We start from the raw sequence: 22,080 nt of genomic DNA, 5'->3' as shown, positions 1-22,080 counted from the left end.
TGCCATGTGGGGACTGTGCGCGCCGGGCTCGGATTCGAAATGGTTCTAATGTCTTTTTGAATCGAAGGTCGAAGCCCACGGCGTGACGCCGTGGGCTTCTGTTGTCGACGTTGTCTGTCAGGTCGTCCGGGTCTTTTTCTTCGCGGTTCGCTTTGCGACGCGTTTGGTCGAGCGCTTTTTCGTGCTCTTCTTCTTGCTGCTCTTTTTCTTGGCGCGGGTGGCGGCGGCTTTGCCGTTGTTCGCGCGGGCTTTTTCCGTGGCGTTCATCTGCTGGTAGCGGTCGACGCACTCGATGATTTCCTTGCGAGCGCGGTCGGCGGTGTCCCAGCCGATGGTTTCGACGGTCGTGCCTTCGAGCTGTTTGTACGTGGCGAAGAAGTGCTCAACCTCGCGGAGGAAGTGGGGCGGGACGCGCCAGAGGTCGTCATATTCGGAGAAGATCGGATCGTCAGCGGGGACGGCGAGCACCTTGAAGTCGTTGTATCCGCCGTCGGTCATCTTGAACAGCCCCAGCGGGCGGGCCTCGATGAGGCAGCCGGTGAAGGTGGGCTCGTTGACCATGACGAGCACGTCGAGCGGGTCGCCGTCTTCCGCGAGGGTCTGGGGGATGAACCCGTAGTCGCCGGGGTACATGGCGGAGGAGTAGAGGTAGCGATCGAGTTTGAAGAGCCCGGTCTTCTTGTCGATTTCGAATTTGCATCGTCGGCCCTTGGGGATTTCGACGATGGCGTTGATGCTCTTGGGCATGTCCGGGCCGGGGGGTAGCTTCAGGTACGATTCAGGCAGCACGTTGGTTTTTCCTTCCAAAGTTGGTATTTCGCGGACTTGTTTATGCAGCATCGCGGACAGGCGCGTCTTGTGCAAGCCCTTTGCGGCTGTGCTAAACTTTCTGCTTCGCGGCGTCCGCCGTACTTTAGCAGACATTCCACGACCCAAAACCCATCAGTGAGGGGCATTTTATGAGCTTTGAGATTGATATCGTCCATGGCAGGCAGGTTCTTGACTCGCGTGGCAACCCGACGGTGGAGGTTGAGGTGCATCTGGCCGACGGCACTGCCGGGCGGGCGATGGTGCCTTCCGGTGCGAGCACGGGCGAGCACGAGGCGGTGGAACTGCGCGACGACGATAAGGATTACTACGTCGGCAAGAGCGTCGAGAAGGCCGTGGCGAACGTCAACAGCGAGATCGGCCCGGAGCTGATCGGCCTGGACGCCCGCGACCAGGAAGAGCTCGACCGCGTGATGATCGAGCTCGACGGCACGAACAACAAGGGCAAGTTCGGTGCGAACGCGATTCTTGGTGTGTCGATGGCCGCTGCCCACGCCGCTGCCGAGGGCATGGGCCTGCCGTTGTATCGCTATCTCGGGGGCACGGCGGCGAAGACGCTGCCCGTGCCGATGATGAACATTCTCAACGGCGGCAAGCACGCGGACAACAACGTCGACTTTCAGGAGTTCATGATTCAGCCCTGGGGCTTTGATAATTTCCACGACGCGCTGCGCTCGGGCGTGGAGATTTACCACACGCTGAAGAAGGTGCTCACCAAGCGCGGCCTGTCGACGGCGGTGGGCGACGAAGGCGGCTTCGCACCGGACCTGAAAGATAATGAAGACGCGCTGAAGATCATCGCCGAGGCGGTCGAACAGGCGGGCTACTCGCTGGGCGAGCAGATCTTCATCGCGCTCGACCCGGCGACGAGCGAGATGTATGACAAGAAGAAGGGCGGCTACGTCTTCTTCAAGTCCAACCCCGACAAGGTGGTCAGCTCGGACGAGATGGTCGACTACTGGGCAAGCTGGTGTGAGAAGTACCCGATCCGCTCGCTGGAAGACGGCCTGGATGAAAACGACTGGGACGGCTGGAAGAAGCTGACCGCGAAGCTCGGCGACAAGGTGCAGCTCGTTGGCGATGACCTGTTTGTGACGAACCCGGCGTTTCTGCAGAAGGGGATCGACAACGACACGGCCAACTCGATCCTCGTAAAGGTCAACCAGATCGGCACGCTCAGCGAAACGTTCGACGCGGTGAACCTGGCGCAGCGGCACAGCTACTCGGCGGTGCTGAGCCATCGCTCGGGTGAGACGGAAGACGCGACGATCGCTGACATCGCGGTGGCGACCAACTGCGGGCAGATCAAGACGGGCGCTCCGGCTCGCTCGGATCGCAATGCGAAGTACAACCAACTGCTTCGCATCGCGGAAGAGCTGGGCGACCGCGGTGTGTATGGCGGCGCGTTCTGGAATAAAGGCTGATTTCGGTTGCGCGGCTTCATGTTTGGGAGACGCGTTGTCGGCGAAGAGCGCGGTGCAAGCACCGCGGCTAAATGAGGGTTGTGGTAGCCGCTGAACCGAATTTGGAACCGGGCTAACCTACCTTCATCACGACAAGCTGCTTAGTGAACCTGAACCCGCGCCGAAAGGCGCGGGTTTTTCATTAGGGGGTTTGGAAAGGGCAGCGGCTATGAAGGTGTGTATAAATCGGTTTGATCATTTCCTTCATGTGTCAACGACAATAGGATGCAGGATGAAAATCGGTTGGTATCAAGTCGTGCAGGAGCAAGGGGGCCATGCGTAGAAAAGGCTTTCAGCCGAAGATCTGTGTTTCGCAGGACGTCGTTGACAATGACCTGAAGCCGTTTGAGTTTGTGCTGCGCAATACGCCGGTGTCGGCCTTTCTTCAGGATTGTAAGCTGCGTTATACGTGGGTGAACAACCCCGTGGTCGATCAGCCTGTGGGGGCGCTGGTCGGCAAGACGGACGAGGAAATATTCACCACGGACGATGCTGTGATGCTGCGGGAGATCAAGCAGGCGGTGCTGGACACGCGTCAGGGCCAACGTCGGGAGATCCGCCTTCGGGTTGAGGGGCGGGATTGTTATTTCGATCTGACGGTTGAGCCGTTCTGTAGTCAATCGGGAGAGTTGATTGGCGTGGCGGGGACGGCGGTGGACGTGACTCGGCGACGGGAAGAAGAGATTGAGCGGGCACGGGCGGAGGCGGCGTTGCGTGATAGCGAAGCGCGCTATCGGATGCTTTCGAAGCTGACCAGCGACTATGCGTTCAGCTATCGGGTGAAGGCGGATGGGAATCATGAGGTGGAGTGGAAGTCGGGGGCGTTCGAGCGGATCACCGGCTATTCGAACGATGAGGTGGATTCGGTTGCGGACTGGGACAAGTTTGTTCACCCGGACGATCGGCCGACGTTGCGGCAGTTGGTTGCGGACTTGCTGACGGATAAGCCTTGCTCGGTTGAGACGCGGTTTATCACGAAGCAGGGGCAGACGCGTTGGGTGACGATTGATGCTCAGCCGATCTGGGATGAGCAGCAGGGGCGTGTGGTGCGTGTGATGGGGGCGGTGCGTGACATCACGGAGCGTCGCCGGGCGGAGGAGGATCGCCAGCAATTGATGGATCGGTTGAAGGCGGAGCGGTTGCTGGTGGAGGAGGTGATCGAGCAGATGCCGGTGGCGGTGATCGTGGTGGAAGCGCCCAGCGGGAAGCTGCTGTATTCCAACGCGCAGGTGGAGCAGATCACCGGGCATACGGGGCCGAGTGTGTTGGCGAAGCCTTGGCAGGAGGCGGATTTTCAGGGCTTTCGCGCGGATGGGACGCCGGTGCCGGCGGCGCAGTGGCCGTTGGCGCGGGCGCTGCGTGACGGGGAGGTGGTGTCGGCGGAGGAGATGCAGTTTCGCCATCCGCAGGAAGGGACGATGCGAACGTTGCGTGGCAGCGCTTCGCCGGTGCGCGATGGGTCGGGGCGGATGGTCGCCGCGGTGACGGTGTTTTACGATGTGACGGAAGAGAAGCATGCGCAGCAAGCGACGAAGCTGCTGGCGCGGGCGGGTCGGATTCTCGCGTCGTCGCTGGATTATGAGATCACGCTTCGCAGCATTGCGCAGTTGAGTGTGCCGGAGTTGGCGGACTGGTGCCAGATTGATCTGGTGACGGCACAGGGGGATCTGTCTGTGTTGACGGGTGTGCATGCGGACGCGCAGCGGACGCCGATGATTCAGCAGATGGCGCAGCGATATCCTGTTGCGCCGCACGCGTCATGGGGCCCGTGGGCGGTGACGCGTTCGGGTGAAGTGGACTGGGCGGATGATATTCGCGATGACATGCTGACGGAGGTTGCGCACGATGAAACACATTTGCGCATATTGCGTGAAGCAGGTTTGCGTTCGTACATCAGCGTGCCGCTGAAAGGGCGCGGCAGGGTGTTCGGCGTGCTGACGTTTGTGACCGACGGCTTTGGTTTGAGGCGGCGGTACAACCAGGCGGATGTGGATCTGGCGACGGAGCTGGGGCGGCGGGCGAGCATGGCGATCGACAAATCGCTGCTGTATCGCGATGCGCAGCGCGAGCTGGCGGAGCGTCGCGCGACGGAGCGCAAGCTTCAGTCGTTGAACGAGACGCTGGAACAGCGCGTCGCGGAGCGCACCGCGGAGGCGGAGCATCGGGCGACGCAACTGCGGGCGCTGGCGGCGGAGCTGACGCAGACCGAGCAGCGCGAGCGTCGGCAGTTGGCGCAGTCGCTGCACGATCATCTTCAGCAGTTGCTCGTTGCGGCGAAGCTTCGGCTGCATGCGATGATCGGGCAGTTCGAAGACGAGCCGACGATTCGCGGATTGTTACAGATTGACGAGCTGCTGACGCAGTCGGTGGATGCGTCGCGTTCATTGACGACAGAGCTGAGTCCGCCGATTCTGCACGATGCGGGCCTCGCAGCGGCGCTGGATTGGCTGGCGCGGTGGATGCGCGACAAGCACGGCTTACATGTGACGGTGGAGGCGGACCGGTCGGCCAACCCCGCGACGGAGGACGTTCGCGTGCTGCTGTTCAACGCGACGCGCGAGCTGCTGTTTAACGTGGTCAAACACGCCGTCACGCGCAATGCACATGTCACGTTGAGCACAGACGAGCGACAGCGGGTGTGCGTGGCGGTGAGCGACGAGGGCGTCGGGTTCGACCCGGCGCAAAAGACGTTGGACAATACGGGGTTCGGGCTGTTCAGCATTCAGCAGCGGCTGGACGTGCTCGGCGGTGAGACGCGGATCGAAAGCTCGCCCGGGCGGGGCACGCGGATCGAGTTGTTCGCACCGGACACCCCTCGGCCGAGTGTTGAGTCCGCGTGATCGGCAGGGCGGGGCAGCGGTCAGGCTTTGCCCGACCCGTGAAACAGCACACATCGCAGACGGTTCAGTGCCGTGCACGTCCTATGGTGCACGTAGACAAAACCGAATTTGAGGTCGGCTGAGAATTGGTGGGGCATTGATGAAAGGGCAATCAAGGTGGTTGCCGTGTCACCGATCCGCCGACTCCACACCGCACGAAGGAGAAGTGATTATGAATGTTTATCGAGGAGCCACATGGTCGGCCGCGCTTGCGCTGGCTGTCGCCCCCGGGCTCGCTTTGGCACAACAACAGCCAGGCGAGGCGGCGGACGAACAGCAACGCATGCAGCAACAGCAACAGCAGCAGGAACAGCAACGAGAGCAGCAACAGTTGATGGACCCGCAGGCTCGTGCGCAGCAGGAGGGTCAACTCCTCCAGGCCGAGCAGTACGAGGGTCAGCGTATTGTGAATCAACAGGGTCAGGAGATCGGTCAGGTTGAGGAATTGACGGTCGACGTGAACGAAGGCCGTATCGCGTACGTGATCGCGACGTTTCAACAGCAGGCGTTCGAACAACAGCAACAGCAGCAGCCACAACAACAGCAGCAACAACAGCAACAGCAGGAAGGCGAGCGTTACGCGCTGCCTTGGCAGGTATTCGAGGCGGAGCAGGATCAGCTTCAGTTGATCATTCAGCCGCAGCAGTTGCAGCAGGTTGAAGGTTTCCAGGAAGGCGACGAGCCGGACTTCAACGATCAGCAGTGGGCGCAGCAGTTGCATCAGCAGCTTGGCGTCGAGCCATACTGGGAGCAGGAACAGCAGCAGCAGATGCAGCAGCCGATGGGCCAGCCCGGCCAGCAGCTCGAGCAGCAGCTTGAGCAGGCGATGACACAGGCCGGCGTCGAGCAGGAGCAGGCGCAGCAGGAGGCCCGTCGACTCGCGCAGCAGTTCCAGCAGGAACAGCCCGAGCGACAGCAGATTCAGCAGCAGCTCGAACAGGCGCTGACCCAGGCCGGCGTTGACCAGCAGCAGGCACAACAGGAGGCCGAGCGCCTCAGCCAGCAGGTCGAGCAGCAGATTCAGCAACAGCAACAGCAGCAACAGCGGCCCGGCCAGGAACAGCAACACCAGCAGCAGCAGGAACTCCAGCAGGAGCAGCAGGAACAACAGCAGCTCCAGCAGCAACAGCAACAGCAGCCCCAACAGCAGCAACAGCATCAGCAGCAACAGCAGCAACAGGTGCAGCAGCGGATTCAGGAACGGCTGCAGCGCGGCATGACCGAAGCCGGCGTCGATCAGCAGCAGGCGCAACAGGAATCACAGCGCCTCGCCCAGCAGCTTTCGCAGCAGCCCGGCGAGCGTGAGCAGATTCAGCAGCAGATCGAGCAGGCGTTGACGCAGGCCGGCGTCGAACAGGAACAGGCGCAACAGGAATCGCAGCGCCTCGCCCAGCGCGTGCATCAGCAGTTCCAGCAGGCCGGACTGGTCGAGCGGGAACCGCGCGTGTACCGCTATAACGAACTGCTCGACTTCGAGGTCCGCGGCCGTGACGACCAAGAGATCGGCCAACTTCAGGACCTGGTGATCGACACGCGTGAAGGCCGTGTGATCTACGGCATCCTCAGCTACGGCGGCATCCTCGGCATCGGCGAAGAGCTCGCCCCCGTGCCGTTCCAGGCGCTGCAGTTCGATGAGCAGGAAGAGCGCTTCACGCTCGACGCGACGGAAGAGCAGCTTGATCAGGTGGCCTACCAGGAAGGCGAAGAGCCCGACTGGCAGGACCAGCAGTGGGCGATGCAGACCCACCAGGCGTTCGACGAAGAGCCCTACTGGCAGGTGTTCGGCTACGCCCCTCCGGGTGAAGAAGGCATGCAGCAGCAACAGCAGCAACAGCGTGAACACCAGCAGCGCGAACAGCGCGAACGGCAGGAACGCGAAGAGGCCGAGCAGTACTGATCGGCCGAGGCGAACCATGTGGCCGTGGGGAGCTTGCGTCTCCTCGCGGTCCCCAGGTGGCCGGCCTCAATGAGCGGAAGGATTGAGGCCACACATAAGCCCGACGGCGCGTCAGCGCTGTCGGGCTTTTTCGTTGGACGCGCTGGAAGCCCACGAATGGAATCCGTGGGCCTGTGTCACGTACACCGAGCCTGAGTTTGAGTTTGATGAGTCATGCGTATGAGCACGCGCTCGCTACTGATCAGCCACCAGCGCCCCGCGCACCAGCGTCAGGCTCTGGTCCGCCACCGCCGCGATCGACTGGTCATGCGTCACCATTACCGTCGTCTGCCCCTGGCTGTGCAGCTCGCGAAACAGATCGATAATGCCCCGCCCCGTGTCCGCATCCAGGTTGCCCGTCGGCTCGTCCGCCAGCAGCACCGCCGGCCGATTGATCAACGCCCGCGCAATCGCCACACGTTGACGCTCCCCGCCCGACAGCTTCGCAGGCCGATGACGCATCCGCTCCTTCAGCCCCACACGCGTCAGCAACTGCTCCGCCCGCTCGCGCGCCTCGCCACGTGCGCCCGGCCAACCGATGATCGATCGGCTGATCATCGCGCTAACCAGCACGTTCTCCAACGCGCTCAGCTCCGGCAGCAGATGATAAAACTGAAAGACGAAGCCTACATGCGTATTGCGATAATGATCCAGCTTCGACCCGCGCAACGCGAAAATGTCCACCGCTCGATTCTCATGGTGAAACGTCACCCCGCCCTCGTCCGGCCGATCGAGCCCGCCAAGCAGATGCAACAGCGTACTCTTGCCCGACCCCGACGCGCCAAGCACCGCCAACCACTGCCCCCGCGCCACGCTCAAATCCACCCCGCGCAACACATGCAGATCCTCACCGCCCATGCGGTAATGCTTATGCAACCCGCGAGCAACGAGCAACGGCGCAGCGGTTGATTGGTCGTTGGCTTCCGGCATGGAGACTGTGCTATTCAACAGTAGGGCACCTCTACGCTGTATGTTTTACCGCGAAGGAGCGAAGCAAGCGAAGAGGCGAAGATATTTTCACAGAAACATTGCGCCGCTTCGTCCCTTCGCATCCTTCGCTCCTTCGCGGTCAACCGAAAATCTCATGGACGGACCTGCCACCCTTCTCACAAGCCATCTCATTCATATCGCAACGCTTCGATCGGGTCCTGTCTCGCCGCGAGCAGTGCGGGCACGAGTGCGCCCGCGACCGACGAGATGATCGCCCCGATGACGATCGCGGTCGCGTCCACCGGGTCGACGCGGTCGGGGATACGGTCGAAGAAGTAGAGGCTCGGGTCCCACATCCGCCAGCCGTACTGTTCGTTAAAGTCGATCAGCGGCCCGGCGTGCAGCCACTCGAAGCCGACCACCGCGAGCACCAGCGTGCCGACGAAGCCGATGATGCCGCCGAGCAGCCCCGCCTCAAACGCCGTGTCGCGCCGCTTGCCGATGAGCGAGCCGAGCACCGCGCCCACGATCGTCGCCAGGGCGACCAGCGCCGCCCATGCGATTGCCGTGCCCATCCGCTCCGCCAGTGCATATTGAATTTCGTTGAGGTTCGTGACGATGACGTACGCGAGCACGAAGCCCACCAGCGAGCCGACGATGCCGATCGCCAGCCCGTAGCCGAGGAAGATGCCCATGATGCCAGGCCCCGACGCCCCGATGGCGCGCAGCACGCCGATGTCGCGCGTCTTCTCCAGCACGATCATGTAAAACGTCGTCGCGACCATGACGATGGCGACCATCGATATGATCACGAACAGGAACGTCACCAGCCCGCGCTCGTTCTGCACCGCTGCGAGCAGTGCGCCGTGTCGCTGCTGCCAGGTGATCGCCTGCAACGGCGGCATGTTGCGATTCTCGCTGAGGTATCGCGTGACCACCTCGGCCGCAGCGCTGCGCAGCTCGCTCACCGCCACGCCGTCCGCGCCACGCAAAATCACTTCCGTCGCCCGCCCTGCCCGAACGGTTGGCTCACCGACTGGCTCGCCCCACTCATCAAACTGCGTCCACACCTCGGCAGGCGCCATGCCCAGCAGCTCCTGCAACGTCTCGAACGACACGAAAATGCGGTTCGCATCCACGTCATACAAACCGCTCTTGAACTCGTTGACCACGATCAGTTGCTGGTAACGTGGCTCTTGAAAGTCGCCGCGCTGCGTGATCGGTACGACCGTCGCAGTGAACGGCCGACCGACCGCCGCGTTCAGCGGGTTGTACTGCCCCTCCGCATCGCGAAAGTGCATCGGGTTCACCTCGATGCCCAGCACCGCGCCGGGTACTTCGTCCCAGCCCGGCCGTTGCAGATACTCCGGCACGCGCATCGACTGCTCGCCCGGCACTGCCGTATCATCGTCGGGGTCAGGCCCGTTCGCCCACTGCAACGTCTCGCGATAGTTGACCACCTGCCCGTATTCATCGGGGCGGATGCCTTCGATCTCAACGGGGATCGTGCGGTCCATCAGGTTGATCAACCCATACCCGCGCACGATCGGCGTCGCCCGCGAAACCTCCGGCAGCGCTTCCAGCTCGTCGATGAGCCCTTCATAATTCGGAAACCCTGCCAGCGAGTGCGCGGTGACGATCACGTCGCCGGTCAGTTGCCTCGCCGAGTCGCGCAGCAGTTCGAGAAAACCGCCCATGACGCTGATGACGATGATCACCATCGCTGTGCACAGCGTCACCGCCAGCGCCGCGAACATCGGCGCAAGCTTTCGGCGGAGGTACTTGAGGATAAGGACGAGTTTATACATGCGGTTCAGTGGTTGAGTTTTACGCCAAGTCGCCAAGTCGCCAAGTCGCCAAGTCGCCAAGACGCCAAGACGCCAAGGAAAGACATGGGGATAGATTTTAGCCAGGGTTGGTCAGGATGACGCGGTGGATGCCATCTTTCAAAATGGCTTCGTTGAAGTTGATCACGAGGGCGAGTTCGTTTCCGGTGGCGCAGAGGTTGGCCTTGCCCTGGGCCCGATGCTTGGGGAGCACCTGCTCCACAGCTTTCAATTCCACGATGAGCTTCTTATCAATCCAGAGGTCGAGCCGACCTTCGCCAACACGCCGACCCTTGTAGTGCACCTCAATGATGGGCTGCCGAACAAACGGAATGTCGCGCTCCGCCAACTCCACGCATAAAGCTTCTTCGTATACCGACTCCGGAAAACCGGGCCCCAACGTGCGATGCACTTCAATCGCCGCACCGATCACCTGCCTTGCCAGTTCATCCACTTCCTGGCTCGGCTCTGCTTGGCGACTTGGCGACTTGGCGACTTGGCGTTGCATCTTCACCCCTCGGATTCTTTCTGTGACTTCACCGGCCGCATCAGTGGGAACAGCACCACGTCGCGGATGCTCTCCGCGCCAAGCAGCATCATCACCAGTCGATCGATGCCTAACCCGATCCCGCCCGCCGGGGGCATGCCGACGCGCAGCGCCTCGAGAAAATCTTCATCCACCTGCTGCTGCTCTTCACGATCGCCCACCTGGTGGCGGAAGTGCTTCTCCTGCACATCGGGGTCATTCAACTCGGTGTAGCCGGGGCTGATCTCAACGCCGTTGATCGCCAGTTCGTACACGTCCGCGAAAAACGGGTCGTCCTTGTTTTCCTTCGCCAGCGGAATCACCACGCTCGGCACGTGCGTCACAAACGTCGGATCGATCAACGTTGGCTCGACGAGCTTCTCATACACCTCGACCAGTTGCTCCGCCGGCGAGAGTGCTTTTAGTTGCTCTTCAACGAATACGGCGCGGTTCTTAAGGAGTGCTTCCTTATGTTCATCTGAACTAATCATCAACTCCGCTAGTTTCTTAGAACGAATATTCTCCCCAAAAACCAAAAACTGTAATAACGAAGGGTGTGCGTCCTGTAATGGTCTCTTGTCAAACTTCCAACCCGTTCGTTCTTCGACGAGTACATCCATGCGGACCCGTCGCCAAGGGCGCTCAAGGTTGATGACTTTCTTGGCGTCTTGGCGACTTGGCGTCTTGGTGTTGTTCCCCGCGTCATCAGAGGCTTCCCCCCCGCCATGCTCAATCTTCAGCGTGCCGAGCACCTTCTCCGCGATGGTGCAGATCATGTCTTCGACCAGCTCCGCCATCGTCTCCCACGACCCGAACGCTTCGTACGCTTCGAGCATGGTGAACTCGGGGTTATGTCGCGGGCTGATGCCTTCGTTGCGGAAGTTGCGGTTGATTTCGAAGACCTTGGGCATCCCGCCGACGAGCAGTCGCTTGAGGTACAGCTCGGGCGCGATGCGCAGGTACAGCGGCAGGTCCAGCGCATTATGGTGCGTGGTGAACGGCCGAGCCGCGGCCCCGCCGTGCACCGACTGAAGCATCGGCGTTTCGACTTCGAGATACCCCCTGCTACGGAAGTAATCGCGAATTTCATCAATGATGCGAATGCGCAGCTGCATCGTCTTCATCACATGCGGGTTCGCGTAAAGGTCGACGTACCGCTTGCGATAGCGTTGCTCGGCATCCTTAAAGCCATGCCCCACCCACTTGCCCGGCGGCGGCGCGAGGCTCTTCGAAGCAATCTGATACCCCAGCTCGCCCTCCGCCCAGACGGTGACTTCGCCGGTCTTGGTGGTCGCCAGTGCGCCTTCGATGACGACGATGTCGGACAGGTCCGCGAGCTTCGCCTGCTTGAACCGGTCCGGGCCGACGAGCTTCTTCGACACCGCCGCTTGGAGGTCGCCGGTCGCATCGCGTAGCTGCATGAAGATGAGGTTGCCCATCACGCGATGCTGCATGACGCGGCCGGCGACGCGGACGCGCGGGCGGGCGTCGTTGTCCGCGTCGGCTTTGTGGGCTTCGTCAGCGGCGGGGTCATACTGCTCGCGGGCGTCGGTGAGGGTGAGAAGGTTGTCCACGCGCTGGCCGAACGGGTCGACGTTGAACTCATCGCGAAGGCGGTTGAGCTTGTTTCGCCGATCGGCGATGAGGCTGGATTCGGACGGCTCGGGGGCTTGCGCGGGGGGTGTGTTGCTCATGGCAGGGAAATGGTAACAAGAACGCCCCACCAGGCTGGCGGGGCGTTCAGTGGTTGCGAATGGAACTGCGGTCAGCCAACGAGCAGCATTACTGCTTCGCGCTGCCCGCCTCGGCGGTCTCGTTCTCAGGCTGCGTCGGCTCGGCGGGAGCGGTCTCTTCGCCAGGCACGGCGATGGCCTGATCCTTCTTCGACTCCGTGCGACCCAGGCCGCGACGACGGTCGGCCAGGCGACGCTTCTTGCCCACGCGGTCACGCAGGTAGTAAAGCTTCGCACGGCGGGTGTGACTCTGTCGCTTGACCTCAATCGTCGCGATGCGCGGCGAGTGCAGCGGGAACACACGCTCGACGCCCTCGTTGGCGACGATGCGGCGGACCGTGAAGGTCCGCTCCAGGCCCGCGCCCTTCATGCCGATCACCACGCCGGTGAACACCTGAATGCGTTCTTTCGAGCCTTCGATGATCCGCACGTGCACGTCGACGGTGTCGCCGATGTTGATCTCGGGCAGATCGGTCTTGAGCTGTTCTTTCTGGATAGCCTGGAGGATGGCGTCGCTCATAGCGGCAACTCGCTCGTTTAAGGGCGTTTACGGTTCGTTCGGGTCAATTCGGGCGGCTGCCCGCAGGCGGCGCAGGCGCAGGCCCGCTACCGCGAGCCCAATAGAATAGCCGTTTTCCCCGGCCGTGTCGAGTGCGACATTCCTGACTGGGGGAAAGGGGGCTTGGGGCTTGAGGCTTGGGGGGGCGTGGGCGTGGGTGTGGATGGTCGTTGACGATGCATGGCGAGACCTGTAAGATAAACGGCTCGACAATTGAATAGCCCCACGCGTCTTATCGAGAGTGGCTGAGGGACGGGCCCGCTGAAGCCACCGCAACCGCCCGGATCGCAGGTGATGATTGGAACCATCGCCGTCGCGAGCCGGAAAGGTGCGAATTCCCGCTCGACGTGCAATCGGTCGCAGGGTTCACAGGAACCGCTGCCGCACCGAACACGTTTGAGGAAGATAGGAGGCGGCTGAAGTCCCGGCCAATGCACGCCCAGGCGAACGCCCCCTCTTGTCAAACAAGTGGGGTTTTTTTGTGTCCCAACCGTGCCGACGACGGGAGAAACAGCATGAGCTATGTGATTTCACTGCGATGTAAGGAATGTGGCAAGGACTACCCGATCGAGCCACGCACCCTCTGCGACGACGACTTCGGTCCCGTCGAGGTGGCGTACGACTACGACCGGATGAAAGGCGCCGTCACCCGCGAGTCGATCGAGGCCGGCCCGCGATCGCTTTGGCGCTATAAAGACCTGCTGCCGATCGAGGGCGAGCCCAAGGCCGGCTTCAAGTCGGGCCTGACCCCCTTCATCAAGGCCGACCGTCTCGCCGCCGAGCTGGGCGTCAAAGAGCTGTACATCAAGGACGACTCGGCCAACTACCCGAGCTACTCCTATAAAGACCGCGTCGTTTCCGTCGCCATCACCAAGGCCGTCGAGTTCGGCTTCGACACGGTCGGCTGCGCGAGCACGGGCAACCTCGCCCACTCCGTCGCCGCCCACGCCGCGATGGCGGGCGTGAAAGCCTTCGTCATGGTCCCCCACGATCTGGAAGAGGGCAAGATCGTCGGCACGCAGGTGTTCGGCCCGAAGATGATCAAGATCCAGGGCAACTACGACGACGTCAACCGACTCTGCTCGCAGATCGCAGACAAGTACAACTGGGCCATCGTCAACGTCAACCTCCGCCCCTTCTACACCGAAGGCGCGAAGACGCACGGCTACGAGATCGCCGAGCAGCTCGGCTGGAAGCTGCCCCAGCACACCGTTGTCCCCGTGGCCGGGGGCACGATCCTGCCCAAGATTCACAAGGCCTACCGCGAGTTGGTCAAGCTCGGCCTCGTCGCCGACGAAGGCGGCCACATGCACGCCGCGCAGGCGCAAGGGTGCAGCCCCGTGGTCGAAGCGATCCAGAACGGCTGGGACGACTTCAAGCCGCAGAAGCCGAACACGATCGCCAAGAGCATTGCCATCGGCAACCCGGCCGACGGGCCTTACGTCATCGACGCGGTCCGCTCCACCGGCGGCTCGGCCGCCATGGCCAGCGACGCGGAAATCATCGACGCCGTCAAGCTGCTCGCCCGCACCGAAGGCGTCTTCACCGAGCCCGCGGGCGGCACGACCCTCGCCTGCGCCATCAAGCTGATCCAGCAAGGCAAGCTGCCGAGCAACGAGTCGATCTGCGTCAGCATCACCGGCAACGGCCTGAAGACGATCGAGTCGCTCACCGGCCAGTTCGACGAAGCCCCCGTCATCGCCGCGAAGATGAGCGAGTTTGACGAGGCCGTCACCAAAATCGAAGCCGAGGGCAAAACCCCCGCCGGCGCGGCGTGATCCATGAGCATTCGATTTTTGTCACGAAGGACACAAAGGACACGAAGAGCACGAAGCAGAATAAAGAAGTATTAGCGAAGTAAAAAAAAGAAATATCCGGTTTTCTTCGTGCTCTTCGCATCCTTCGTATTCTTCGTGGTGAAATCATTCAGCCGTAAGCGCCACACCAAGCTAATCATTGCAATTACAGACAGGAGCTACGACATGCCCGATACCGTCAAAATCCACATTCCCACCGCGCTGCGTCCCCAGGTTGGCGACCAGGAATCCGTCGACGTGCCCGCGAACACCGTCGGCGAAGCGTTGGGCACATTGAAAAACCAATACCCCGACTTCGGCAAGAAACTCTACAAGACGGATGACCAGCTCAACCGCTTCATCAACGTTTACCTCAACGACGAAGACATCCGCTTCCTCGACAACCTCGACACCGAGCTGAAAGCCGGCGACGAAGTCTCCATCGTGCCCGCCATCGCGGGGGGGTAAGCGAATGGGGAATGTGGCATGGGGGATGGCGAATGTGGGGGATGGTTTTGCACGCTGGAAGTAGCAGGCGACAATGAACACAACAACATCCGATATTCAACATCCGACATCCGACATCGACGACCTCGCCCGCTATCACCGGCAGATGCTGTTGCCCGGCTTCGGCGAAGAAGGCCAGCGCAAGCTGCTGGCCAGCAAGGCCCTCATCGTCGGCTGCGGCGCGCTCGGCACGGTGGCCGCCAACCTGCTCGCCCGCGCGGGTGTGGGTGAGTTGATCATTGTCGACCGCGACTTCATCGAAGCGACCAACCTCCAACGGCAAGTGCTCTTCGATGAAAATGACGTCCGCGACGCCATCCCCAAAGCCGAGGCCGCCAAGCGAAAGATCAACCAGATCAATTCGCAGGTGAAAGTCACCGCCATCGTTGACGACCTGAACCACACGAATATCGAAAAGCTCGCCGAGGGCTGCGATGTGCTCGTCGACGGCGTGGACAACTTCGAAACGCGTTTCATCGTCAACGACGCGGCCGTCAAACTCGGTATCCCCTACGTCTACGGCGGCGCGGTGGGTACGGTCGGCATGCAGTACACCATCCTCCCCCACACGCCGGCCGGCGATTCGCCATGGGAAAAGGTCGGCAAGGCCACGCCTTGCCTGCGCTGCATCTTCGAGCAGGCTCCGCCGCCGGGCATGAACCCGACCTGCGACACCGCCGGCGTGCTGAACACCAGCGTCGGCATCGTCGCCACCTACGAAGCCAACGAAGCGCTCAAGCTGCTCACCGGCAACTGGGACGCCGTCAGCCCGACGCTGCTGCACATCGATACCTGGCATAACCTCGTCAAGCAGTTCAAGGTCGGCAAGGCGTATGACCTTGGCGAATGTGTCTGCTGCAAGAAGCGATCGTTCGAGTTTCTCGACGGCAAGTTCGGCAGCTCGACCACCACGCTCTGCGGCCGAAACGCCGTGCAACTGCAACAAAAAGAATCCTCGGGCGGCAAGCTCGACTTCGACGAAATCGCCGGCCGACTGCGCAGCCACGGTGATGTCACCGCTAACAAGTTCATGCTCCGCGCCAACATCACTGACAACGGCGAGCCGTATGAGTTGACTCTGTTCACCGACGGCCGAGCGATCGTCAAAGGCACGCAGAAGCCGGACGTCGCACGCGGTATTTACGCGAAATATGTGGGGGCATAAAGATGGATAGGTATCTTCAACACGCGGCAGCGCTGAACGTCAAGTTCGCCAACGCACAGGTCGCCGAGCTGACCGCCGAGCAGATGGTCGCGCAGCCGTCGCCCAACGCGACGATGAACCACCCCGCATGGGTGCTGGGCCATCTGTGCGTTTACAACAGCGTGTCCAGCAAACTGCTCGGCGGCGAAGCGCTTTGTCCCGAAGCATGGGAAACGACGTTCGGCATGGGCAGCACGCCGCAGCCGTCAGCCGATGCGTACCCCTCGAAGCAGACGCTGCTCGACACGTTCGCGTCGTCGACCACGTCGGCTATGGACGCGCTATTGAGCGCATCGGAAGATGCCCTGCAACAGCCGGCCCCCGAAGTGATGCGCGACTTTTTCCCCACCGTCGGTGACTACGTGCTCTATGACCTGACCGCCCACGTCGGGTTTCACCTCGGCCAGCTCTCCGCGTGGCGGCGGGCGATGGGGCTGCCGTCGTTGTTTTGAATTCGTTTACCAAGCGATCGGCCGGACACCGCGATGATCTACTTCGACAACGCCGCCACGAGTTTTCCCAAGCCCGCCGTCGTCGCACAGGCGATGACGAAGTTCCTCACGGAAGACGCCGCCAACCCCGGCCGGGCGGGGCATCGTATGGCCGTCCGCGCTGAGCAAATGCTCGACGACGTTCGCCTCAAGCTCACGCGCCTGATCAAGGGCGACGACCATCACCGCCTCATCTTCGCCATGAACGGCACGGACGCGCTGAACATGGCCATCAAGGGTGTGCTCAGCGAACACACCACAACCAACGGCGGCAAGCCCCACGTCATCACCACCGTCCTCGAACACAACTCCGTCAGTCGGCCGCTGCAAGGCATGGCCGCCCGCGGCGACATCGACCTCACCCGCGTCCGCTGCGACGCCGTGGGCAATGTCGATCCTGACGACATCCGCAACGCCATCACGCCCGCGACGCAACTGATTGCGCTCACCCACGCTTCCAACGTGTTGGGCACGATGCAAAACGCCGCCGCCGTCGGTGCGATCGCCCGCGAACACGATCTGCTCTTTCTGCTCGACGCGGCACAGACGATCGGCGTTGTGCCCATCGACATCAACGCGATGCACGTCGACCTGCTCGCCTTCCCCGGCCACAAAAGCCTGCTCGGGCCCACCGGCACGGGCGCGCTCTACGTCGGCGAGCGCTGCCCGGAGCCCGCCGAGGCCCTCGCCGCCACGCACGAAGCCGGCCACCTCGATCAGCAGATCACACGCAAGGGCAAGCTCCGCGCACTCAACCCCTGGCGCGAAGGCGGCACGGGTGGCGACTCCGCCACGCCCACCCAACCGCCGCTCTACCCCTACTACCTCGAAGGCGGCACGCCCAACACCGTCGGCATCGTCGGCCTCGGCGCCGCGCTCGACACACTCACACCCGAAGCCATGGCGGAATCGCTCGAACACGAGCAAGCCCAATGCGCCAGGCTCATCGAACGCTTCGCCGACGACGATCGTTTCACCGTCTACGGCCCGCAAGATGCAAGCAAATGCGTCGGCACGCTTTCAATCAACCTCGAAGGCTTCGAGCCAAGCGACCTCGGCTCCATCCTCGACGACAGCTTCGACATCGCTGTCCGCCCCGGCCTGCACTGCTCGCCGTACACGCATCGGCAGCTGGGCACGTTCCCCAGCGGCACGCTGCGCATCAGCCCCGGCGCGTTCAACACCGACGAGCAGCTCGATCAATTGATCGACGCGCTCGAACAGATCGCTGGCTGACTGAAGCTTTATGTTTAGCCCCCGCGGCCACGCGGGGGCGCTTCCGGGGGATGCCCCGCCGTAGGCGGCGGGGCTAACGCTACGCGATCGATTCAATCAAACGCTGCTTCTTTACCGTGACTCGGCGACTTCGCTTTCGACGCTGCCGTCGAGGAAGCCCTGGAGCTTGCGGCTGCGGACGGGGTGCTGGAGTTTGCGGATGGCTTTGGCTTCAACCTGTCGCACGCGTTCGCGGGTGACTTTGAAGATACGGCCGACTTCTTCGAGGGTGTAGGTATAGCCGTCGCCGATGCCGTAGCGGAGCTTGATGATTTCGCGTTCGCGGTAGGTGAGTGTTTTGAGCACCTGTTCGATGCGGCCGCGGAGCATATCGCTGGTGGCGCTTTCGGAGGGGTTCTCGATGGAGTCGTCTTCGATGAAGTCGCCGAAGTAGCTGTCTTCGCTTTCGCCGACGGGTCGGTCGAGCGAGATGGGGTGACGGCTGATCTTCATGACGCGTCGCGCTTCGGCGACGGGCATCTTGGCTTCCTCGGCGATTTCTTCGATGGTTGGCTCGCGGCCGAGGCCTTGCAACAGTTGCTTGGCGATGTTGCGCAGCTTGCTCATCGTTTCGATCATGTGCACGGGGATGCGGATTGTGCGTGCGTGGTCGGCGATAGCGCGGGTGATGGCCTGGCGAATCCACCAGGTGGCGTAGGTGGAGAACTTGTAGCCGCGCTTGTATTCGTACTTGTCGACCGCGCGCATGAGGCCGGTGTTGCCTTCCTGAATGATGTCGAGGAAGCTGAGGCCGCGGTTGCGGTATTTCTTGGCGATGGAGACCACGAGGCGGAGGTTGCCGCCGGAGAGGTCGCGCTTCGCCTGCTCGTATTCGTCGAAGACGATGATGATGTCTTCGACGCGGGCGAGCAGTTCTTCGGGGTCTTCGAGCACCAGCGAGCGAAGGCCGGAGAGCTCTTCGCGCATGACCATGATGTCTTCCGGGTCGTAGCGGTCGGGGTGCTGCTCGCTGCTGGCGATGGTCTTCTGCAGCTCGATCATCTTGTTCGCGATCGAGTGCAGCTTCTTCAGCAGCGGCTGAATCTTGCTCGTCCGCAGGCTGAGCTCTTCGATGAGGGTCGCCATCTTGCGTCGGCGGGCGCGGATGCGCAGGCGGGTCTGTTCGACGGCGGTCTTGCTCTTGCGGCCGGCCTCGTCGAGGGCTTCCCAGTCCGTGCGGTTGAGGTCCATCAGACGACGCACGGTCTTGAGGTTCACCGGGATGCGCGCGGCGATCTTGCCCTTGGCGTCTTCCTCGGCGGTGGAGATTTTCATCGTGCGGTCGAAGGGGAGATCGCCTTCGTCGACCATTTCGAGCACTTCCACCGCCTGCTTGACGGAGTAGTCGCTTTCGAGCACCTTGCGGCGGAAGATGTAGCGGGTGGTTTCAATCTTCTTCGCGAGGCGGATTTCCTCGTCACGCGTCAGCAGGCTGATTTCGCCCATCTGCGTGAGGTACATCCGCACGGGGTCGTCGATGCGCTTGGAGTTGACTTCCTGCAGGGCGCGGATGAACTCGGCTTTGGCGGCCTGTTCCTCTTCCTCCATCATCTCCGTGCCGGTGCTTTCCTCGGCGGCGACCTGCTCGGCGAGGTGCAACTCGGGCTCGGAGGCTTCGAGTTTGTGACCCTTGACTTTTCGCTGGCGGAGCACGGCGGGCGCGTCGTACTCGTTGACGATGCGAACGCCTTGCTGACGAAGCAGCACGAGCAATTCGTCGACCTTGTCCGGCTCGACCATCTCGTCGGGGAGCAGGGCGATCAACTGGTCGAAGGTGATGCAGCCATATGCGCAACCACATCGGATCAGTTCGGCCATCGCGGGATGCATATGTTCAGTCAAGGGAGAAACTCCTGCTTGTGTTCATGCCTGGCGGGGTGGGGCACGTTTGTGCTCCGCCGCGCGAGCGTTTTGGTCTGCCGCGACAAGTCGTTCATTTCAAAAACCCTCGCCGAGCTGTCGCGTCTCGGTGAGCGTCGCCTTCCGTCCACTCTCTCCCTTGTCATCCCTGACACCCCGGCCGATGGCGGTCCAACCGGCCCGGCCGGAGTCTTCATGACCTCGGCCTGGCAATCCGCACGGGCGAGGGATTCGCTCGAAGCGACGCCATCGCCTCCCGAAGCGAGCGATCTTCGCCGGCCACCGCTCGGCCGCGCAAATCCGCCCGGTATCGCTTTTCACCCTCAAACGCGAGCAACGCCTCGGCTGCGGACGTCAGCATCGACATCAACAGCTCGGCTTTGCCCGCCGTCGCCTTCTCCACCTCCGCGTCCGCGTCCGTCAGCCAGTTGGCCAGCGGCTGAGTGTCTGTCTCCTCCGCGAGCGTTCCCAGCAGCGACGCGAGCGTCACCGGTTCTGTTTCACATAATGCGTTGTACACCCACTGGTACACCCTTCGGCCGATCGACGTGACCATCTCCGCCGGCGTCAATGCTTCGTCGAGCGTTCGGCCGTCCGACAGCGTGTGATGGAATAACGCCGTGTCTCGAAGCAGGCAACCGACGAGCTGCCGCTCCGCCCGCTCAACCGCCTTAAGTGTAGACCGTGAATGGCGTGAAGCAACATCCGGTTGAGCTTTATCCGCCTCGAAATCGCCGGTTTCCAACGATTCCGCAGGCCACGGCGACTCGTCGGCGTCGGGCTGCGCAGGCTGGGCAGGTTGGCTAAAGCGGGTGTTTCGCTGCTCCAGTCCGGTGAGCACATCGTTGACGGCGGACTCGCTCATTTTCAGCAGATTCGCCAGCCGCTGCACGGTGAGCGCCCGGCGGATCTGGCCCATGCGGGAAAGGCCTAGCCGACCGAGCTGGTCGAGGTAGGCTTCCGCGATCGCCTGTCGGCCGGTGATGGTGCCGGCGGCGGTGAGGTCGGCGGCAATCCGGTCAAACTGGTACGCAAGGGCGTCGCTGGCATCGTCCACCACGCGGCGCCACTGCGCGAGGCCGTCGGGCTGGGCGAGCAGCTCGGCGGGGTCGAGTTTTGCACCGTCCGGGCCGGTGGGCAGCACGGCGATCGCCACATCGAGGTCTCCGGTGAGGAACAGTTCCACGGCACGGTCGGCGGCCTTTCGCCCGGCTTCGTCGGCGTCGAAGACGAGCACCACCTTCTGTGCATAACGACGCAGTTCGCCCACGTGTTCGCGGGTCAGGGCCGTGCCGAGGGTGGCGACCACGTTTTTCGCCCCATGCTGGTGGCAGGCGATGACGTCGGTGTAGCCTTCGACGATCACCGCGGTTTTGCTGTCGATGATCGGTTTCTTCGCCAGGTGCAGGCCGTACAGGGTCGCCGACTTGTTAAACAGCTTTGTTTCGGGGCTGTTGAGGTACTTTGGTTCGTCGGCCTCCCGCAACTTACGACCGCCGAAGGCGATGGGTCGTCCGATCGCGTCGAAAATGGGAAAAATCAGGCGGTGGCGTAGCCGGTCGTAGCAGTTGGAGGGTTTGGAGTTTCGAGTTTCGAGTTCCGAGTTATTGCTGTCGTCGTGGTTGCGGTTGCGGGGGGTGACGAGGCCGGCGGCGATGAAGCTTTGCAGATCCCAGCTTTTGCGGTCGATGGTGGTGGCGAGGCCGTCCCAGCGGTCGGAGGCGTAGCCGAGCTGGAAGGCTTCGATCATTTCGGCGTTGATGCCGCGTTTTTCGACGTATTCGCGGACGGCTTGGCCGTGCTCGGGATGCTTGTAGAGCGTGCGGAAGAAGCCCATGGCCAGCTCGTTGGCGGCGGCGATGCGTTGGCGTTCGCTGGGGCCTTCGTCTGATCCCTGGCCCCTGCCGCCTGCCGCCTGCAACTTGATGCCTGCCTGGTCCGCGAGGTGTCGCAGCGCTTCGGGGAAAGTCATCTTGTGGTACTGGGTGACGAAGGTGAACACGTCGCCGCCGGCGCCGCAGGAGAAGCATTTATAGATCTGCTTCGCGGGCGAGACGAACATGGACGGGTTCTGGTCGTCGTGGAAGGGGCAGAGGCCGGCAAACTCGCGCCCTTTGGGGCGGAGGGCCACGTGTTCGCCGATCAATCGGACGATGTCGGTCGCCTGCTGGACCTGGATTTTCTGGTCTTCTCGCACTGGCATGGGCTTGCCTGCGTCACGTTACGTGTTGACCCGGCCGCGCACGAACGAAGCGGCCCGCGTGACC

14 protein-coding genes, 3 pseudogenes and 1 riboswitch are annotated in these 22,080 nt (G+C 62.3%); of the genes and pseudogenes, 9 read left to right on the top strand and 8 right to left on the bottom strand.

The window, feature by feature from the left end:
- Window positions 1–267 precede the first annotated feature (267 nt).
- Window positions 268–747, bottom strand: a pseudogene (locus ACERK3_09090) (inorganic diphosphatase).
- A gap of 212 nt (window positions 748–959) precedes the next feature.
- On the opposite strand from ACERK3_09090, the gene eno reads away from it, so the two are divergent.
- The 4 genes and pseudogenes from eno to ACERK3_09070 all read left to right on the top strand — a co-directional run bounded on the left by eno (window position 960) and on the right by ACERK3_09070 (window position 7,067).
- Window positions 960–2,252, top strand: coding sequence for a phosphopyruvate hydratase (gene eno, locus ACERK3_09085; protein ID MFA9478448.1), 1,293 nt, complete (start codon window positions 960–962; stop codon window positions 2,250–2,252).
- Window positions 2,253–2,566: 314 nt separating this feature from the next.
- Window positions 2,567–5,131: a PAS domain S-box protein gene (locus ACERK3_09080; protein MFA9478447.1), complete on the top strand. Its 2,565-nt coding sequence runs from the start codon at window positions 2,567–2,569 to the stop codon at window positions 5,129–5,131.
- A 139-nt stretch (window positions 5,132–5,270) separates the two neighbouring features.
- A pseudogene (locus ACERK3_09075) lies at window positions 5,271–5,726 on the top strand (PRC-barrel domain-containing protein).
- A 660-nt stretch (window positions 5,727–6,386) separates the two neighbouring features.
- On the top strand, window positions 6,387–7,067 hold the full coding sequence (locus tag ACERK3_09070) for a PRC-barrel domain-containing protein (protein MFA9478446.1): 681 nt from the start codon (window positions 6,387–6,389) through the stop codon (window positions 7,065–7,067).
- A gap of 234 nt (window positions 7,068–7,301) precedes the next feature.
- Here the strand turns inward: ACERK3_09070 and ACERK3_09065 are convergent, their stop codons facing one another.
- The 5 genes and pseudogenes from ACERK3_09065 to rplS all read right to left on the bottom strand — a co-directional run bounded on the left by ACERK3_09065 (window position 7,302) and on the right by rplS (window position 12,641).
- A complete protein-coding gene (locus ACERK3_09065) occupies window positions 7,302–8,054 on the bottom strand; it encodes an ABC transporter ATP-binding protein (GenBank protein ID MFA9478445.1) in 753 nt (250 codons plus the stop codon).
- Between the two features lie 170 nt (window positions 8,055–8,224).
- Window positions 8,225–9,844 (bottom strand): FtsX-like permease family protein, encoded by a 1,620-nt coding sequence (locus tag ACERK3_09060; GenBank protein ID MFA9478444.1) that lies wholly within the window; start codon window positions 9,842–9,844, stop codon window positions 8,225–8,227.
- Window positions 9,845–9,941: 97 nt separating this feature from the next.
- Window positions 9,942–10,370: a GxxExxY protein gene (locus ACERK3_09055; GenBank protein ID MFA9478443.1), complete on the bottom strand. Its 429-nt coding sequence runs from the start codon at window positions 10,368–10,370 to the stop codon at window positions 9,942–9,944.
- 2 nt (window positions 10,371–10,372) lie between these two features.
- A complete protein-coding gene (gene lysS, locus ACERK3_09050; protein ID MFA9478442.1) occupies window positions 10,373–12,082 on the bottom strand; it encodes a lysine--tRNA ligase in 1,710 nt (569 codons plus the stop codon).
- Window positions 12,083–12,293: 211 nt separating this feature from the next.
- Window positions 12,294–12,641, bottom strand: a pseudogene (gene rplS, locus ACERK3_09045) (50S ribosomal protein L19).
- 268 nt (window positions 12,642–12,909) lie between these two features.
- A riboswitch (SAM riboswitch) is annotated at window positions 12,910–13,092 on the top strand.
- A 103-nt stretch (window positions 13,093–13,195) separates the two neighbouring features.
- Between rplS and thrC the strand changes: the two are divergent.
- The 5 genes from thrC (at window position 13,196) to ACERK3_09020 (ending at window position 17,914) form a co-directional block, all read left to right on the top strand.
- Window positions 13,196–14,458, top strand: a complete 1,263-nt coding sequence (gene thrC / locus ACERK3_09040; protein ID MFA9478441.1) for a threonine synthase — start codon at window positions 13,196–13,198, stop codon at window positions 14,456–14,458.
- Window positions 14,459–14,662: 204 nt separating this feature from the next.
- The gene (locus ACERK3_09035; protein ID MFA9478440.1) at window positions 14,663–14,944 is read left to right on the top strand and encodes a ubiquitin-like small modifier protein 1; all 282 of its coding nucleotides are present in this window, start codon (window positions 14,663–14,665) and stop codon (window positions 14,942–14,944) included.
- 73 nt (window positions 14,945–15,017) lie between these two features.
- Window positions 15,018–16,148, top strand: coding sequence for a ThiF family adenylyltransferase (locus ACERK3_09030; protein MFA9478439.1), 1,131 nt, complete (start codon window positions 15,018–15,020; stop codon window positions 16,146–16,148).
- A gap of 2 nt (window positions 16,149–16,150) precedes the next feature.
- Window positions 16,151–16,639, top strand: coding sequence for a DinB family protein (locus tag ACERK3_09025; GenBank protein ID MFA9478438.1), 489 nt, complete (start codon window positions 16,151–16,153; stop codon window positions 16,637–16,639).
- A gap of 33 nt (window positions 16,640–16,672) precedes the next feature.
- Window positions 16,673–17,914: an aminotransferase class V-fold PLP-dependent enzyme gene (locus ACERK3_09020; GenBank protein ID MFA9478437.1), complete on the top strand. Its 1,242-nt coding sequence runs from the start codon at window positions 16,673–16,675 to the stop codon at window positions 17,912–17,914.
- Between the two features lie 111 nt (window positions 17,915–18,025).
- Here ACERK3_09020 and rpoD read toward each other — a convergent pair whose 3' ends face one another.
- Entirely contained in the window at window positions 18,026–19,771 is a 1,746-nt protein-coding gene (rpoD, locus tag ACERK3_09015) for an RNA polymerase sigma factor RpoD (protein MFA9478436.1), read from the bottom strand.
- A gap of 235 nt (window positions 19,772–20,006) precedes the next feature.
- Window positions 20,007–22,016 carry a DNA primase gene (gene dnaG, locus ACERK3_09010; protein MFA9478435.1) on the bottom strand — a complete coding sequence of 670 codons (2,010 nt, stop codon included), beginning with the start codon at window positions 22,014–22,016 and terminating at the stop codon, window positions 20,007–20,009.
- Window positions 22,017–22,080: the final 64 nt, after the last annotated feature.

It is taken from the genome of Phycisphaerales bacterium AB-hyl4 (genome assembly GCA_041821185.1).
In the GTDB taxonomy this organism is placed as follows: domain Bacteria; phylum Planctomycetota; class Phycisphaerae; order Phycisphaerales; family Phycisphaeraceae; genus Natronomicrosphaera; species Natronomicrosphaera hydrolytica.
The sequence above is the reverse complement of the archived record's forward strand: the minus strand, read 5'-3'. Positions and strand labels throughout refer to the sequence as shown.